14 protein-coding genes are annotated in these 15,373 nt (G+C 67.9%); 9 read left to right on the plus strand and 5 right to left on the minus strand.

All coding sequences use genetic code 11. The features are described 5' to 3' along the window. Positions 1-6: 6 nt before the first annotated feature. Together ACE1OC_RS42885 and ACE1OC_RS42890 are read right to left on the minus strand one after the other, a co-directional pair. A complete protein-coding gene (locus ACE1OC_RS42885) occupies positions 7-846 on the minus strand; it encodes an NAD(P)-dependent oxidoreductase (protein WP_407842102.1) in 840 nt (279 codons plus the stop codon). A 4-nt stretch (positions 847-850) separates the two neighbouring features. After that, the gene (locus tag ACE1OC_RS42890; protein ID WP_407842103.1) at positions 851-1,498 is read right to left on the minus strand and encodes an HAD family hydrolase; all 648 of its coding nucleotides are present in this window, start codon (positions 1,496-1,498) and stop codon (positions 851-853) included. Positions 1,499-1,827: 329 nt separating this feature from the next. Between ACE1OC_RS42890 and ACE1OC_RS42895 the strand changes: the two genes are divergently transcribed. The 4 genes from ACE1OC_RS42895 to ACE1OC_RS42910 all read left to right on the plus strand — a co-directional run bounded on the left by ACE1OC_RS42895 (position 1,828) and on the right by ACE1OC_RS42910 (position 5,775). Continuing rightward, positions 1,828-2,100 carry a helix-turn-helix domain-containing protein gene (locus ACE1OC_RS42895; RefSeq protein ID WP_407842104.1) on the plus strand — a complete coding sequence of 91 codons (273 nt, stop codon included), beginning with the start codon at positions 1,828-1,830 and terminating at the stop codon, positions 2,098-2,100. 882 nt (positions 2,101-2,982) lie between these two features. Then, positions 2,983-4,458, plus strand: coding sequence for a transcriptional regulator (locus ACE1OC_RS42900; RefSeq protein WP_407842105.1), 1,476 nt, complete (start codon positions 2,983-2,985; stop codon positions 4,456-4,458). Between the two features lie 10 nt (positions 4,459-4,468). After that, positions 4,469-5,323 carry a DUF721 domain-containing protein gene (locus ACE1OC_RS42905; RefSeq protein WP_407842106.1) on the plus strand — a complete coding sequence of 285 codons (855 nt, stop codon included), beginning with the start codon at positions 4,469-4,471 and terminating at the stop codon, positions 5,321-5,323. A 119-nt stretch (positions 5,324-5,442) separates the two neighbouring features. Further along, positions 5,443-5,775, plus strand: coding sequence for a hypothetical protein (locus ACE1OC_RS42910; RefSeq protein WP_407842107.1), 333 nt, complete (start codon positions 5,443-5,445; stop codon positions 5,773-5,775). 37 nt (positions 5,776-5,812) lie between these two features. Here ACE1OC_RS42910 and ACE1OC_RS42915 read toward each other — a convergent pair whose 3' ends face one another. Continuing rightward, on the minus strand, positions 5,813-6,862 hold the full coding sequence (locus ACE1OC_RS42915; protein ID WP_407842108.1) for a hypothetical protein: 1,050 nt from the start codon (positions 6,860-6,862) through the stop codon (positions 5,813-5,815). An 899-nt stretch (positions 6,863-7,761) separates the two neighbouring features. After that, a complete protein-coding gene (locus ACE1OC_RS42920) occupies positions 7,762-8,166 on the minus strand; it encodes a hypothetical protein (protein ID WP_407842109.1) in 405 nt (134 codons plus the stop codon). Between the two features lie 372 nt (positions 8,167-8,538). Here ACE1OC_RS42920 and ACE1OC_RS42925 point away from each other — a divergent pair, with 372 nt between their 5' ends. Next, a complete protein-coding gene (locus tag ACE1OC_RS42925; RefSeq protein WP_407842110.1) occupies positions 8,539-9,612 on the plus strand; it encodes a DUF6083 domain-containing protein in 1,074 nt (357 codons plus the stop codon). A 603-nt stretch (positions 9,613-10,215) separates the two neighbouring features. Further along, positions 10,216-11,517, plus strand: coding sequence for a hypothetical protein (locus tag ACE1OC_RS42930; protein ID WP_407842111.1), 1,302 nt, complete (start codon positions 10,216-10,218; stop codon positions 11,515-11,517). Positions 11,518-11,566: 49 nt separating this feature from the next. Here ACE1OC_RS42930 and ACE1OC_RS42935 read toward each other — a convergent pair whose 3' ends face one another. Next, on the minus strand, positions 11,567-12,148 hold the full coding sequence (locus ACE1OC_RS42935; protein WP_407842112.1) for a hypothetical protein: 582 nt from the start codon (positions 12,146-12,148) through the stop codon (positions 11,567-11,569). Between the two features lie 169 nt (positions 12,149-12,317). On the opposite strand from ACE1OC_RS42935, the gene ACE1OC_RS42940 reads away from it, so the two are divergent. The 3 genes from ACE1OC_RS42940 (at position 12,318) to ACE1OC_RS42950 (ending at position 15,316) form a co-directional block, all read left to right on the plus strand. Continuing rightward, entirely contained in the window at positions 12,318-13,091 is a 774-nt protein-coding gene (locus ACE1OC_RS42940) for a hypothetical protein (protein ID WP_407842113.1), read from the plus strand. Positions 13,092-13,424: 333 nt separating this feature from the next. Next, positions 13,425-14,747 (plus strand): helix-turn-helix domain-containing protein, encoded by a 1,323-nt coding sequence (locus ACE1OC_RS42945; RefSeq protein WP_407842114.1) that lies wholly within the window; start codon positions 13,425-13,427, stop codon positions 14,745-14,747. A gap of 113 nt (positions 14,748-14,860) precedes the next feature. Beyond that, the gene (locus ACE1OC_RS42950; RefSeq protein ID WP_407842115.1) at positions 14,861-15,316 is read left to right on the plus strand and encodes a hypothetical protein; all 456 of its coding nucleotides are present in this window, start codon (positions 14,861-14,863) and stop codon (positions 15,314-15,316) included. The last annotated feature ends 57 nt before the right edge of the window (positions 15,317-15,373 follow it).

Here is a 15,373-nt window from a genome sequence, read left to right on the forward strand (position 1 = left end):
CGGGAGCTACGGCTGGGCAAGCCGGTCCAGGGCTGCGGTGAGCGTGAGCTCGCCGTCGTCCTTTACGTCGTCCCACCGAGCCAGCGTGGACGCGGCCGCCCGCAGCATCTCCGGAGGAAGGCCGGCGGCCGCGACCATGTCGGCGGCTTCCTCCAGCTCGGGGCCCCACCTCCACGCGCGCGCAGCCGTCTTCGCGATGTACTCAGGCTCGGAGAGGTACGAGTCAGTTCGACGCGAGGCAATGTCGATGAGCTCCTGGTCGACTCCGTGCTCGCGGGCCATGCCGATCGCAAGGGCCACCAACACGCGCGAGGTCTTCTGGAAGCTCGCGTACGCGAGCTTCAGCGCGGATGCCTGGCCGACCTCGGCTCCCAGTACCTTTGTCCGTACCGCGGTGCCGGTGAAGAGCCTTTCGACGCACGCGGTCGCGGGAGCAGGGCCGGACAGATACAGGGTCGGGGTTTTGCCGTTGACCGGTGGGGAGCCGACCACGCCGCCATCGACCACGGTCGCCGCCGGTCCGAGGAGCCCCTCGATCCGTTCCGCTCGTTCGGCGTTGATGGCGTTAGCCTCCACGTACAGGCCGGTAAAGCCGAAGGCAGCAACCTCGCGGGCCAAGTCCTCGGCGGCAGCCGGCGGGCAGAGGCTGATCACTATGTCCGAGCGGTCCAACAGTTCCTGCACCGTTAGCACCGACTCCAGGCCGTACCACTCTGCTCGTTTCGCACTCGCCGGGCTTCGTCCTTCTGTACACCAGAGGGCAGATGTCGCGTTAGCCAAGGCGCACGCGGCGACGGCGGCGCCCATGCTGCCGGGGTGGAGGATGCCGACGGTGGGCTGGTCCACGGGACTACTCCGGTTCGTTGAGCAGGATGGTGATGGCGTCGGTGACATCGTCGACGGCGTGGTCAGCCGCGGCAAGTTGCCCGGGCCAGGTTCGGCCGCGGATCCAGATGGTGCGCAGACCCGCTCGGCGGCCGCCTTCAATATCACCCGTTGGATTGTCTCCGATCATCCAGCTGTCGTCGGGGAGTCGTCGGCCACAGCGGGCGGCTGCAAGGTCGAAGAGCTGTCGGTCGGGCTTCCGGGCGTCGATGTCACCGGACACTGCAATGCCGTCCAGCAGCTCGGCGATCCCGGTCGCGTTCAGCTTGGCGCGCTGAATGTCGCTCGGCCCGTTTGTCGCGACGCCGATCGTCCATCCTGCGGCGCGGAGCCGCGCCAAGGCGCTGAGGACTGCTGGGCGGCATACGGCGGAGGTGCCCATGAGTTCGACGTACTCCGCCCAGAGGTCCCCAGCCGACTCCTCCAGTCCGAAGGCGGCGCAGAGCCGGACGAAGTCCGCGGGGTTTGCACGATCGGCCAGCTCCGTTCGAAGCCACAGCCCAACCATCGGCCCGTAGCTATGTGCGAGGCAGAGACGGGCGATGGTACTGCTGAGCGCCGAACCTCGGTCGATCAGAGTGTCGTCCAGGTCGAAGATCGCGAGTCGGCGCACGGACGTAAACCCTACCCCTGGCGGGCTCAGACACGGTTGGCCTCCCGGAGGCACGAAGGTTCGCCTCGCTCCTTCCCAACACACGGGAGGGTTCAAATCCCGTGTTGATGGCTGCTGGAACTACTGCCCGAATCCTGTCGGGATTTGAGGGCCCTGCGCCTATGAGCTGGGCGTTCTCTCCTCAGGAATCGCGTGACCCTCGCGAAGGGGCGGCAAGGCCGTTGGGCATCGTTGATGATCTACACGAGAACACGCCCCTCAGAGGCATCAGCGACCCTCCCCGTGGGGTATGTTTCGCGGTATTGCTATCTAGGGTTGGGGGTTCACTGATGTCGGATGCTCTGCGTCGAGTCGACGAGCTGGTGGACCGTGCCCTAGCCCTTCCCTCACCTCCCATCCGTCAACAGCTGCGTCTCGCAGCAGGTCTGACGCAGACCCAGGTCGCTGACGCCGTTGGAGTGAAAAAGCTGGCGGTCAAGAACTGGGAGTCGGGAAAATCCGAGCCTCGCCAGCCCCACCGCGATGTGTACGGACACCTCCTTCGGCGCCTGGCCGAGAAGTACCCGGCCGCAGCAGTTGAGGAGCCCGCAGGTGAACAATGACCTGCACCTCACATCATTTGGGCAGCCTGACGCCAGCCTCCGAATGTTGGGGGTTGGGATGACCTGAGGCCATCAGCCGCGCGCCAGGGAGTGGACTAACCACCCACGATCGGCGCTCACGCGGCCCGTCTGCCGCCTGGATTCACCACCCAGGTCGGCCCGCTCAGTCTCCGGTACCACCCGGACCTGAGCCTGGCTCATAGAGCCGTTCAGTCACTGCAACACAACCCCCGCTTGCAGGCGGGGCCGGGCCTCTAACCAAGGCCCACAACAGACAGGGCCTTAACCAGGTCCGAACCGCGGGACCCCCACCACAGGGGCTCCGCAGCATCACCGTCCGATTCACACCGCCGAGATCCCCAAAAGAACTGGAGGTCGCCGTTGCTCTTCGTTCGGCCGCCCGCTCCTCACTGAGGGGGCGGTCCACATACCCGCAGAGAAGTGGTCACGGTCCCGTGTGGCGGGCCGCTCTCGCATCCATATGGATAGGTGGTCGGTCCTCATAGTGCCCGATGTGGTGTCCCCTGAAAAGCTGGACCCTGCTCGTTTCGCCGAGAAGCGAACAGCATCACGTCCGTTTCCTCCGAGATTTGCCGCTTATAAGAGCAGCCGACTGGAAGAGGGGCTTCCTGGACAACAGGACGCCCGTCATGTAGCTGGCGCCGAACTCGAAGCGCGAGCTTGCCGGAGGATCTTCGTCCTCCCGTCGGCACCGACTGCCGTGATGTCCCGGCTCTCCGTCCTGCAGGGCGGGACGCGCTCGCAGACTTCTGCCCGCCAGGCGGGCGCGAACCGGGTCCTCGGCACTTCCCGGACTCTGTCCACGGGCTGCCTGCACAAGGCTGCCGAGATGATCTCTATCTCCTCCGTCCAGGCGGGCCGGTGAGCACCGTGGCGGCGTCGGCCGCCGTGGTGCTGCCCGCTCCGCGCCGGGCCGTCGATGACGCCGACGCGGTAACCGTGATGCCCGAGCTGTTCGTGGCCGAGGCGTCGCAGTGGCTGTCGGCCTCCTCGGGCCGGATCGCGGGCAAGGGCTACAGCTGGATGCAGGCGGTCCACTGGGTCGCCGGGTCCGGGCTGTACGAGCCGCGCCGCTACCGGTCGCACGGCCCTCGCTCGTTCGGCGTGACGACGGTGCGGGTCGCCCAGGAGCTCGCGCAGCTGTCGCCGTGCCGTCCGGGCATCAAGTACCTGATGCGGCGCACCAGCCTGTCGAAGCGGGCGGTGCAGGACCACCTGCGCATGCTGCGGGAGACCGGCTTGCTCGCGTACGTCGTCAGGGGCACCCGGGTCGCAGAGGAGGGTGGCCAGGCGTCGGAGTTCGCGCTGATGGTCCCGCCCGCGTTCGATGCCGCGCTGGGGATCCGTACGGTGCTGCGGGACGAGGCCGCGCCCGCGTACACCCGCGCGATGACCGGGATCGCGGACGCCGGCCGGGAGCTGATGGCGAAACTGGCGCGCAAGGCGTCCAGGAAGGTCCGCAAGCCCCGGAAAGCAGCTCCGAAGGGCACGGCGAAGCCCGTCCAGGAAGGGGTTATCGGGGCGTCTGAGGCGGCTGTTTCCGGTGAGGCCCGTTGCACCCCAAAGCAGGTGGGTAGTTCTAGTTCTTCCTCTGCGGCTACTACCTCGCTTCCCTCTGAGACGACAGGCATCGCCAGCGGGAAGAGCGAGTTGTCCATCAGGAAGGTGTCCAGCGACAAGGCCCGCCGTGGGATCAACACGGTGGGGCGCCGCTACCAGCTGGCCGCTGAGCTGATCCGGGTGATCCCCTGGCTGGGCCGGGCTTCCACGCCCCGGATCGCCTGGGTCATCCGGCACGTCGCTGATGCTGGCTGGAGCGCTGCCGAGGTCCAGGGATGGCTGCACGCCCGCGGCGAGGTCGACACCGTCCACCGCGCCTCCGGCCTCCTTGCGACCCTGCTGTCCGGCGCCCACGAGATCGCCTGTACCCCCGAGGCCAGGGCCGGGCTGGTCTCCGACTGGCGCGACTCACGGATCGCGGCCGCCCGCCGCCACCAGGAGCTCGAGGCCGTACCCCAGGGCCCGCGCAGCCAGGCGGCGAAGGCCGCATGGATGCCCTACGTCACCGCCGGCCAGGCACTGCCCTCCGACTACGACAGGACCTCCGGGACTATCGCCGACCGGCACGTCGGCCACGCGATGAGCGCCCACGAGGTCGAGGAGCTGCGGGCCCAGGCCCAGGAGGAGTACAGCAACGGCAAGAACGACCTGGTCCGCGTCATCATCACCGGCTCCGGCCGGGCCGCAGCCGAGCTCATCTTCGGCGACGAGCTCGTCCACCGCGCCCTGCACATCCCCCGCCCCACCCGCCCCATGGCCACTGCGAACCGCTGGTAAGGAGCCCTTGATGCCCGACGCGATCAACACCCCGCAGGCCCCGGCAGGATCCGGTGTCGACCTCGCCCGCCAGGCCCTCGCCGCCGCCCGCGCCGCAGCCCAGCAGCGCGGTGACCGGCCCAGCGGCTCCCGCAAAGCCCACCGCAGCCGCGCCAACCGGCAGCCGGACGGCCGCGAGCCCATCGGATTCGCCGCCCTCCTCGCCAACCTCGTCACCGACCGGGCCTGGGAACTCCCCTCCGCTGGTGCCTCCCTGGTCGACGAGTGGCCGGCCGTGGTCACCGACCTCACCGGCCATGTCGCCCTCGCCGGCTACGACCCGGACACCGGCGAACTCGCTGTACGCCCCGCTTCCTCCCCTTACGCCACGGCCGTCCGGCTGCGTACCCGCCAGCTCATCGACGCCGCCAACCAGGTCATGGGCCACGCCACTGCCGTCCGCACCATCCGCATCTTGCCGCCCGGAACCGCGCCCGCCTCCGCCCCATCACGGACCGTGGTGGACTCCGTGTGCACCCCTCAGCTGCCCGCCCCGGACGGAACCCGGGAGCACTCCCAGGCGCCCGCTGGCTACCGTGACGCCGTTGCCGCGCACCGCAAGGCCAGGACCTCGAGGACGGTGGACCCTGCGCACCAGGCCGCTGTCGAGAGCCAGATCCGTAATGCCTGGCGGGAGCCCGAGCACCTCTTCGCGGAGGGCCAGGCCGAGCTTGCTCGGCTCCGGGAGCGGGCCGACCACGAGAGTGAGAGGCGTTCCTCGCACGCACTTGCCGTCGCCCGGGCGCGGGCCGAGAAGGCCGGGCTTACCCACCTCCCGCGCCAGGCCGCGGCGGCCGCGCCGGAGATCCTGGACCGCACCGCATGAGCATCGTGGCCAGGCTCCGAGGCGGTGTGGCGGGCCTGTCTGCGTCGCGATCCCGCGGGCCCGGGCTCCGCCATCCCGCGAAGCGGAAAATCGCCCGTTGCCGGAGTAGCGTCAATGGCATGTCGGATGAGGCGAGCATCAACGTCAGCGCGGCCACCCATGCTCGTCTGGCGGTGCTGGCGGCCGCGCGGGGCACCACGATCCAGCAGCTCGTCGAAGACCTTGCGGAGCAGGCCGACGCCGGGCTCGCCTCCGTCCGGGACACCGTGCCCGGTGGGCCGGCTGAGCTCCTCGGAGAACGTCCTGGGAGCCAGATGACCGCGACCGAGCGGGAGCAGCGCGTCCTCCAGGCGGCCGCGGAGCTCGGGCTGGAGTACACGGTCCAGGTCCAGCACGCCGGTCAGGCCGTGTGGGACAAGATCCGTGCCCATCAGGACGGATCGGCAGGCTGAACCGCAGGGTTCATCCGACGGGCTGCGCGGTACGTGATCAGTCTGCGGTGCGGTGGGCAAGGCTGATTCCGCGGGTAGCGGCGGCGGGTCCCGGCCGTAGCGTCCACGGCACGGGGCCGGTCTCGGTGAGCCAACCGTCCGTCAGGAGCCGGCCCACGACGAGCATGCGGAGGGTGCGGAACATTCCCCAGCGCAGACCGGCGCACAGCTGACCGTACGACGGCCCGTGACCATGCTCGGCACGGAACGCGACGGTGAACTGCGCAGCCCTAACGCCATGATCGGGATGCTTGGCCTTCCACGCGTTGTAGGGGGCGAGCAAATGGCGCGCCGAGGGGACGGCCACCGCGCCGGCCATGAACGCCGAAGCCACATGAGCAAGAGGCAGTGCGCAGAGGGCGCAGCATTCGACGGCCTCGGCGTGCTGTCGCAGAGCCGGGCTCGCTCCATTCTTCCACCGCGCCCAGTCGTCCGCGCTGAACTGTGGAGGTACCCAGCGGGGCTGCTTCGGCAGAGTAGGCAGGACCTCGCTGGTGTCGGCGGGGTCGGCAAGCCGTCCGGCGACGTGCCGTACTGCAGCGGCAAGGCGGTACTGGTCACCGACCAGTTCGGCGAGGAAGCCTGTCGCCAGCAGGTTGGGCAGCACGGCGCGGCAGGCTTCGGGGACGTCTGCGGGCAGCGTTCCGTGGAGCGTGGGAGAGCTGTGGGCGGCGAGGAACAGGCCAGCCAGGCGTACGGCCGGGGTGGTCTTCTTGAGGGGCTTGGCGGCCAGTGTGCGGGTGGTCCAGCCCGATACCCGGGTCCGTACCTGCCTGCCGAATGGCAGCGGGTGACCGTCCTCGACGGTCAGAGCGGGCACCGTGACCGCGACCGGAGTCTCGGGCGGCCCGTTCAGGAGCTGGGCGGGAATCTCCCAGCCGAGCTCGCGCAGCGCGTTGACCGTCTGCACCTGGTTGGTCAGTTTCAGGGACTGCAGATCCTGGCCGGTGATGTTGCCGGTGCCGCCCCGGGCGGCCCGGATTGTGATGATCACCGCGAGCAGCTGGGCGTCCGGGGAGGACAGTGGGAGCGCGGCCACGTACGACATGAGCAGGCGTGCCGCGTGACCCTGAGGCCCCGTCAGCAGAAACCGCAGCTCAGCTGCGGCAGGAGCGGTAGGTGTAGGCACAGGACGCATAACGGTCCATGCTGTCAGGCGTCACGCCTCCTGCCCCGCTCTGCCGTTTCCAATGGAAACGGCACTCAGCGGATGACCCCCGCAGACGCCTCATCCCACTCCAGCAGGGCTGCGCGCATCCTGGCGGCGACCTCAGGCCGGTCTGCTTGTCGTCGGCGCGCCAGCGTACGTACGGCTCCGCTCCCTGGAGCAAGGCTGATTCGGGGAAGTTCAGCACCATCGCGCGGTGGGTTCCCTCGCGGCCGACGTGGCTCCAGGCGTCGAAGCAGCCACTCCTGGCAGCGGGGATGTGGCCTTCGACGTACGCCTTGGGACGGCCGCCCTTTTCACAGCTCCACGGAGTGCGGAGCGCGCAGCGCGCGCAGGCAAGGTTCCCCACCATGGAGGGGAACCGGCGTTGCCACTCCGCGTCCAGCTCGTAGATGGCCTGGGCGAGCGGGATGTTCTTGCAACACAGGCAGCAGCTGATGCGGAAGGCGACGGGCACGGCGGAGCTCCCAGCGGGCGGTGGGCGGGATGGCTCAGCCTGGCACCTGGTCGGCCGACGGAACCGGTGCCATGCCGATGCGGTCGCCGGCCGTCCCCGTGTGCAAGTGGGGCGGCGGCCTCGTGGCGTCTGGTTCGAGGTGGACAGGCGATGGCGGACGAGGTCTTCGCTTCGGCTGCGGCCTGGACAGATCGCGGAGAAGAATGAGCGGACGGCGGTCTCTTGAGAGGCAGCCGGTCGACGTACGCATAACGCTCCTTGCTGGTCAGCGTCACGCCTGCTTGCTCCGCCCTTGCCCCTGCGCCACCTGGGGCCTTGGTTCCTACATGGCGTGGGCTGAGCAGCGCTTGAACACCGGGGGATCCTCGAACAGGTCCTGCTGGGCGTTGTAGACCGCCTCCCAGAGCTCCGGCTTGTACGGGTAGACGACGACGGGTTCCGCAGCGCTCATCCCGCCCTCGGCGATGTCGAAGTACGGGAAGCTGTGCCGGGCCGCCGCGATCCGTGGATCCGTCCCGGGCAGGAACCCGACCGACGGATTCACCCAGACGCGCGCTACGCCGTCGACGTCTCCGTCAAGCGCCAAAAATTCGTGCTCGACCAGCCAGGCCACCTCAGCGCGCAGGTGCTCCACACTCACGCCCGCTTCCTCCGCCTTCGCGGCGAAGTCGACCTGGACCGGCTTGTCGGCGTCGAGGGCCGTGTAGACGATCAGAAGAAGGAGCAACGTGTCGGGCCCCTGACCTCGCGAGACCTTGCCACGGAGCTGGTGTCGACGCAGGAAGTCGGCGGCCATGAGGCCCGGACCAGTAGAGATGCCGTAGTCGCATCCGCAGGAGTTCATGACCACCAAAAAAGCGCAGCCGCACTGTTCGCCACCACCGCCGTTCGGGTCCACTCCGGGCGGTGTGCCGACGAGTGAGACCCCCCTCAGGCGATGAGTGTTCGCCGCCCAGTACATGCAACGGGGCAAGGGCCCCGACCGCTACAGCAGCCAACCGAGGGGCAGGACGTTCGGCGTCAACCAGTCGCTCGCGGCAGCGCCGACGATCGGGTGAATAGCATTGACCGGGGAACTCCCGCGGCTACAACTCCGGCTGTGTACAGCTCAGACACCGCACCCTGGGATCGCGGCGCCGACCTATTGCGCACGATGCGGATCGATTCCTTCACACCGACGAAAGGCCTGCGCAGCAACAACGTAGACCGGTGCCGCTACTGCAATCATCTGGTCGAGTACTACGACCGGGTTGACGGTGGACGGATCCCGCTCGTGCCCCGCGAGTTCCCCTCGGCGTCCGTGCCGCTGCGATGTCGGTGGCACGTCAACGGTGGAGTGGCGTCCGTCGGCGATCGAGGCCGCGCGTACTGCTACATCGCGCACCCCACTCTCTGCCCGGGGGTCCAGCACGAAGACGCGGACGATCCTCAGCTGGCCGACGCGCGCCGGGCTATGGCCGTTCGGACACAGCGCGCGATCAGCCGTGGGTTGTTTGCCGCGCCGCTTCGCATCACCGAGGACGAGGTGACCTTCGTTCCGGTGGAGGCGGAAACGGAGAGGGGCATCCGTCATGTCCTGACCTACAGCAGTGTGCTGTGGATCGGTCCGGCCGAGATCGACCGCGTCCGCTGCGTCGCGCATGTGTCCACCTCGCGTGAACGGTGCAAGAAGACGGTGTTCGACGACGGGTCCTTCCAGGGTTCCTGGGAACAGGTCGAGATTCCCGTCCCAGCCGGAAGAGCCGCACAGGAGAGCCTGTGGGCTGGCCAGATGATGTGGGCCTTTTCCATCAATGGGCTGGACTACCACGGCTACCGCAGGTGGCTCTCCCAGCGCTGCACAGTCCACTGGGAGGGAACCGCACATGACGCGGTCGCCCCGCAGTGGGAACGCTTCAGCATCTTCCGCGACGAGGGCCACATCATCTACGAGCGGCCGGCGCAAGCAGACTCCCAGGATGCCCCCGCGGCTGCCCCGGTGCCTGTGTGCGCCTCAGACGGCTGCACACATACAACGGTCCGCACCGTCGAGGAGGGCTGGTTGTGCTGGCAGTGCGAGCGCAAGCAGAAGCGCCGACGGCGTACGCACAAGCGGTGGACCTGGGCTGAGGAAGACAAACTGCGCGGCTTTGAGGATCGGCCGTTGGAGGGAGAAGGGTTGTCATGGCGTTGAGCGTGGACACCGAAAATGTGGAACTGGTCAACCTGGAGGGTGACGGATGGCACCAAGCCCGCGATTTCCGGCTGGGCGACTCTCCATGTGGTGATGGGACACGGTGGTACGAGTTCGTGGAGCTGCTTGAAGACGGGAGGCCGGGACACCGGATGGCCGGCCCCGTCTCCCGGATTGTTGGGATCCGTGCTGCTGCGGGCGAGGGAGCCGTGAAGCCTGCGAGCGTGGAGTGGTGTGGGCAGTGCGAGGACCCCAGCCGGGCCGGCCGCATGGCGACCGTGGAGGGGGTGCGTGTGCCCTGCCCCCGGTGCCATCCTGATCCACAGGGCTGGGAGCGTCGTCAGCAGGAGCTCGCAGACGAACGAGCGCGCCTTCGGTACGCCATCGCCAGTCACGCCGCGGTTCCCACGCAGCAGCCGTAGGCCGCCCGCGCGACCACACCAGGCATCCCACGTCAGCCTGAGGGGTACACCCCGTGATCGGCGGTGTCTCCGTCAGGGCGACCCCACTGGTCCGGACTGGTGACGAAGCCGCCGCCACCCGTCCCGTTCGCGTCATCGTGGTGCGTAGTCGAGCCGGCCGACCCTTCGGGAGCGCACCACCATGGCATACGAGCTGATCACCTTCGAGTTCCGCAGCGAACTCCATGCCCGCTGGGCGATCTTCTTCTCAGACATGGGGATCCCCTGGACCTACGAACCGGCCGTTTTCACCGCGGTGGGGGGCATGGCCTTCACCCCGACCTTCTGGCTGCCCGGTGAGTGCTTCTGGTTCCACGTGCAGGAAGCCGGGGCGGACGAGCCCATCTGGTGGGAGGAGTTCGCCGCTTCCGCCGAGGGGGCCGGCCAACCGCGTCCCACGGACGACCATGCGTGGGACGGCGAGGTTGTCCTCGACGAGGGGTGGCGAGGCCGTGCCTTTCTGGCGACCGGACCCATCCCCGAGTGGATCTGCTTCAGCGACGACCCCACCCACGGGCCGTGGCGAAACCACGAGACCTACGGGATGGCCACCTATGACGACGGCCTGTATCAGTGGACGCTCTGCCCCCAGTGCGGTTTGTTCGGCGCGGAGTACTGCGGATACACCGACCGCCTTCCCTGCGCATGCCCGGGACGCCCGGAGAGCGAGTCAGGCGCTAACGCACGCCCACTCCTTCAGGCCTACCGGGAAGCACGACACGAAGAGGTGACAGCCCGCGGGGACCGAGTATTCTTCACCGCGCTTTGCCCACAGCCCGGCGCCGCCGAGGCGAACCGGCTCTGCGTGAGGTCATGCCGTTCGGTCGGCGACCAACTTCGTGAGGCGGGGGCAGGCGCCTACACCGAGGAACATGCCGACACGCTGTGCGAAGCGTGCCCCGGATTCGTCTGCTCCGTGTGTAGCCAGCGCCCAGCAGCATCAGTCGGCATGCCCTGCTGGGTCTGTCAGCCCGTGCCAGTACTGACACAGAGCCGGGCCCGGCGCCTGCTCAACGATCTCGCCGCCGAGGTCGGCAGGAAGCTCAAGAAGCCGCTCCGCGTCATCCACCCCGTCATCAATGACGCCATGGGCATTCGCTTTCGAGACCAGGTCACTCTGGAACTCCTCATCCGAGGACTGGCTCATACCGAAGACTGGTTGAGTGATCCCTCCTCCTTCCCCGTCCCTCTCTCCCAGAGCAGGCTGTCTGCAGAAGAGATTGACGAGGCGGACATGACCGGCCTCAAGCGCGAGATCGCCAGCAGGGTCGGGCCGCTCGCCCGCGCCGTAGGGGAGAGCATCATCGACGTCCAGATTCGTATCAACCACACCATGGGCGTTCGCTCGCGCTCCGAAGCCGACGAGGAGCAGCTGCGTGCTGGCCTGCGGCAAGTGATCGCCTGGCAATCGAACCCCGAAGAGTTCAAACGCCAACGTGTCTGAGCCTGCACCGACCGAGCGACGACTGACCTCAGGTGCCTGCACAGCGAGGTCAGCTCGCTTGCCCAGCCCGCGCCTTCCGGTGCGCCGGCGTGCGACAGTTTGCGTTATCGCAGACCTCGCCGTTCTTCTTCACAACCCGGCACAGAGCGTCGTGGCCTGCACACCTGTCAGAACCTTCGACGCAAGCGTCCTTGCACATCCGTGGGTAGGGGCGGCGATTGACGTCTGCGTAGTTGCAGCGGCCGAGGGCAGGGCCGTTCTCGGGAGCGTGGGCGGGGCATGGCCTTTCATGATCGGCGACGGTGCTGATGCACACCCGGAAGCTGGTTTCAGAATCGTCGACGACTTCGAGGCACATGGGCCCGGCAATGCGTTCCAGCCTTGAGGACAGGGCAGGTTGCTTCCTGTGCGCCGCGAGGGCTGCAAGAGCCTCCAGCAGGCCTGTCGGCGCCTCGACGTACCACTGGCCGTAGTCGTCGCCGTTGATGTAGCCGGGCGTCGGCCTAAGGCTGGCCGCCTCCAGCAGCACACGGTCGATGACGTCGAGGCCGTCCTCAGCCTCGCCGGCCTTTCGGCTCTTCGGAATGTCCCTGACGGTTGGCACCTGTGATCCTGTCGTGCGCGGTTTCAAGACCACCGTCCTACCACGGGCGCCAGCCCACGGAACGTAACCGGGACGTGATCGGCGTTTCCAATGGACCCGCGCGCCGGAGGCGTAACTGAAGCTCGAGGCGGGGCGTTGATGCCGTGCGCAGCCCCCAACGCGGCCAGCGCCAGGGTGTCAACTGAAGGAGCAGAGCGTGGGGCGTGTGAAACCAGGTCGGCAGCGCAGGGCAAGCAGCGGGGCGAACCAGGCGCGCAGCGCAGGGGAAGACCATGGGATCACCATGGTTTCCCCATACGTCCGAAACGGACGCACTCACTTCGGATGGATCGATGCACGGGCGCACGGCCCCGGCGTCCAGTTCTTCGCGGCCCCGGTAGAAACAGCCGGGTGGCAGAAGGAAGACTCCTGGGTACGCCTGCTGTACGCGGGCAGAAACGGCACTGAGGGGCCGGCAGACCGCCTTGCCCGACTGCTGGCCACATCCACATCAGGGCCGATCGCTGCATTCGAGAACCGCACCGTGGCCTACGCAGCGACCGCCGACAATGGGCTGGGCGCCTTGTTCGAGATCGACAACGATCGCCTGGACCAGGCGGACTCCGAGCTTGAGGGCCCTCTGGAGGACTTGGGGGTCGCGTACCGGGCACGGTACCCACTGGAGTACTGGGAGCAGTTCGGTCGGGCGATGCAGGAACGGATCTTGCCGCTGATCGACCCGGCAGAACCACGGCCGGAACTCGTGATGGGATTCCACGTCTGCTCAGCGTGCGGCAGACCGGTGTTCGACAGCTGCCCCTCACTGATGGCCCGTCTGCCCGGAGGCCGGGGCATTGCCATGGTGTGCCCGGCCTGTGCGGACGGATCCATGTGGAGGCTGTGTCAGCAGCTCGCGGCAGACGGCGCACCGCCGGTGGACCCGAAGGTACTCACCTCCCTGGAACATTTGCACAGCGCACTGACCGTGTAGTGCTGCCGACGGCAACCCGTTCACGGGTTGCGAACCCGGCAGTCGCAGGCGGCGGCGTTGGCATGCGGTCGGCCGGGTACCGCGTCCCCACCCGGACTCTGCTGTTCCCTTCCGGCCTTGAGGTCCACTCCGCGGTTGCGAGCCCTGTGCCCTATGCACCTTGGCCGGGCGGCCACTCAGCTGCTCTCCACCAGCGTCCTATGACGGAGAAGCGCGGAACGCTCACAGCGGGGCGTCGACGGTCGCGCCAGGAGCCTGGGCCGTGGGACGACCGAGGTGGGGCGTGGCCGTGCAAAGGCGAGCCCGGAATGCGAAACCGGGTGCGCTGACACCATGGGGAGCGTCATCCTGTGCATCATGCCGACGTACCCGCATCAATTGTTCACAGCGCCTGCTTTCGCCATTGACGCGGAGATGGTGCGCAGCTTCCTTGAGTTGCGGCTAGCGGAGAGCTTCACGATCGACTACAAGCGGAACACTGATTCGGTTGCGGATACGGTCGCCGCGATGGCCAACACCTACGGCGGCATCGTGCTGATCGGAGTCGACAACGACCCCAAGGACCAGAACCTGCCGGGTCCACTGTCCGGCGTGAAGCCATCTGACAAGGACAGGCTCGTCAACAAGATGGTCACGGTCTTCGACCCGCCAGGCTGGTGCCCTGACGTCATCCCCGTGACGATCGACGAGAAGACACTCTTGGTCGTCCGAATAGACCCCGATACGGTCCCGCGCCCTCTTTTGTACAGTGGCGCGGCCAGAGTGCGGATGGACGGCAGGAATGGCGCGGCTGATCGGCGACTCCTGCAGCTTCTCTTCCAGCAGGGCGCGGACGAGTCCGCGGTGATGCCGGGCATCGATCCGCGGTGCCCTCCCGACCAGCACCTCGCCCCGCACCACCGGCCGACCTACATGCAGGCTCCCCCGGATGTAGTAATCCGAGCATCAGCTGCGCGTCAGCTGCGGCGTGACGGGGTCCGGCGCCGGCTGCGCGGCAACACCATCGACGCGCTCACCTCCGCGTTGAGTGACCGTCAGGGACTGCCCTTTGGCGTACGGAAGTCGCTGCCCCCCGCCCTGACGGCGCTTGCTATGCGCGCGGTCCCCGGGGAGCGCCTCGGCTCCTGGGAAGTTGACCCGCATCACGGGAGCAGCCGATTCGTGCGGATCTCGGCCGGCCATGGCAGCCTGTCCGAACCGCCGACGAAGACCGGGGTGCGCGTCGAATGCGCTGTCGAGCTCACGGGCGGAGAGACAGGCTTCGCCGTGCACTTCGACGTCTTGTACTGGCTGGGGGGAGAACGCCTCGCTGGAGAACTCTGGGTCCAGACTGCCTTCGACGCCGTCGCGGCCCTCACGCGCCGCGCACTCCCTTCGCTGACGAAGGAACTCACCGGCACCAGCGAGGTCGCCACTCCACCAGTCGAGCTGCACATCGCATCGGGGTGGCCTGACCATCGACCCCTGTCGAACTCGCTGAGCATCGAGATGCTCGGAGAGCGCACCGGGACGGCTGAGCTACGCAGGGGAAGCGAGTACCTGCCTGAGGAGCTCGTCGGCGTCGATGACCTGAAGGGAGCGACACGGGAAGCCCTGCACAACATCGCCCTGGACTGGCGGTTCCTGCATCCTCAGTTCCCAGAGATCCACGGCTAAACACGCATGCCCGTGCGGGGCAGGGGGGCAGCGAGTGCGCGCCGATGCGTAAGGGTTCGGTGAGCTGTACCCGTCTTGACTCGGCGACTGGTCAGTACTCGTAGCCTGGTGCGATGTCCGAGAGGCAGGAGAACTTGGTGGAAGCTCTGCGAATCGATCCCGACGGAACGGTGGTCGTTCTGGCGTGGCCGCAAGACGACGCCGAGCGGAGGCAGGTCGTACGCGCCGCCGTAGGTGGTGGCGCGGATACGGCGGTCTACCACCGCAGGGCGCACCTTCATGTCCACGGGAACTGGCAGGCCGAGAACCTGCCCGTGAACCTTTCGGCGTGGGCGCTGGCTTCGGTGTGGCGGGGGATAGACATCCCCTACGGCCTGTACGGCCCGGTCGTGGTGACAGGCCCGCAGCTCACGGAGCTGGATGAGGATCTGGCCGAAGCGGTGCGGGCGGTGTGTGCGGCGGTCGTGGAGATCCGGCAGGAGTGGAAGGTGCGGCCGTCCGTAGGTGAGGAGCAAGCCCGTGCGGAGCTCCTGGCGGGCGCCCGGCACTCGGTCGCGGCCCTTGCCTGATCGGGCCGCTGGTCTGGCTGTAGACGTACGTGTGGGGCCTCCGGCGGGCCCCACACG

It is taken from the genome of Streptomyces stoeckheimensis, from assembly GCF_045822005.1.
GTDB classification, from domain to species: Bacteria; Actinomycetota; Actinomycetes; order Streptomycetales; family Streptomycetaceae; genus Streptomyces; species Streptomyces stoeckheimensis.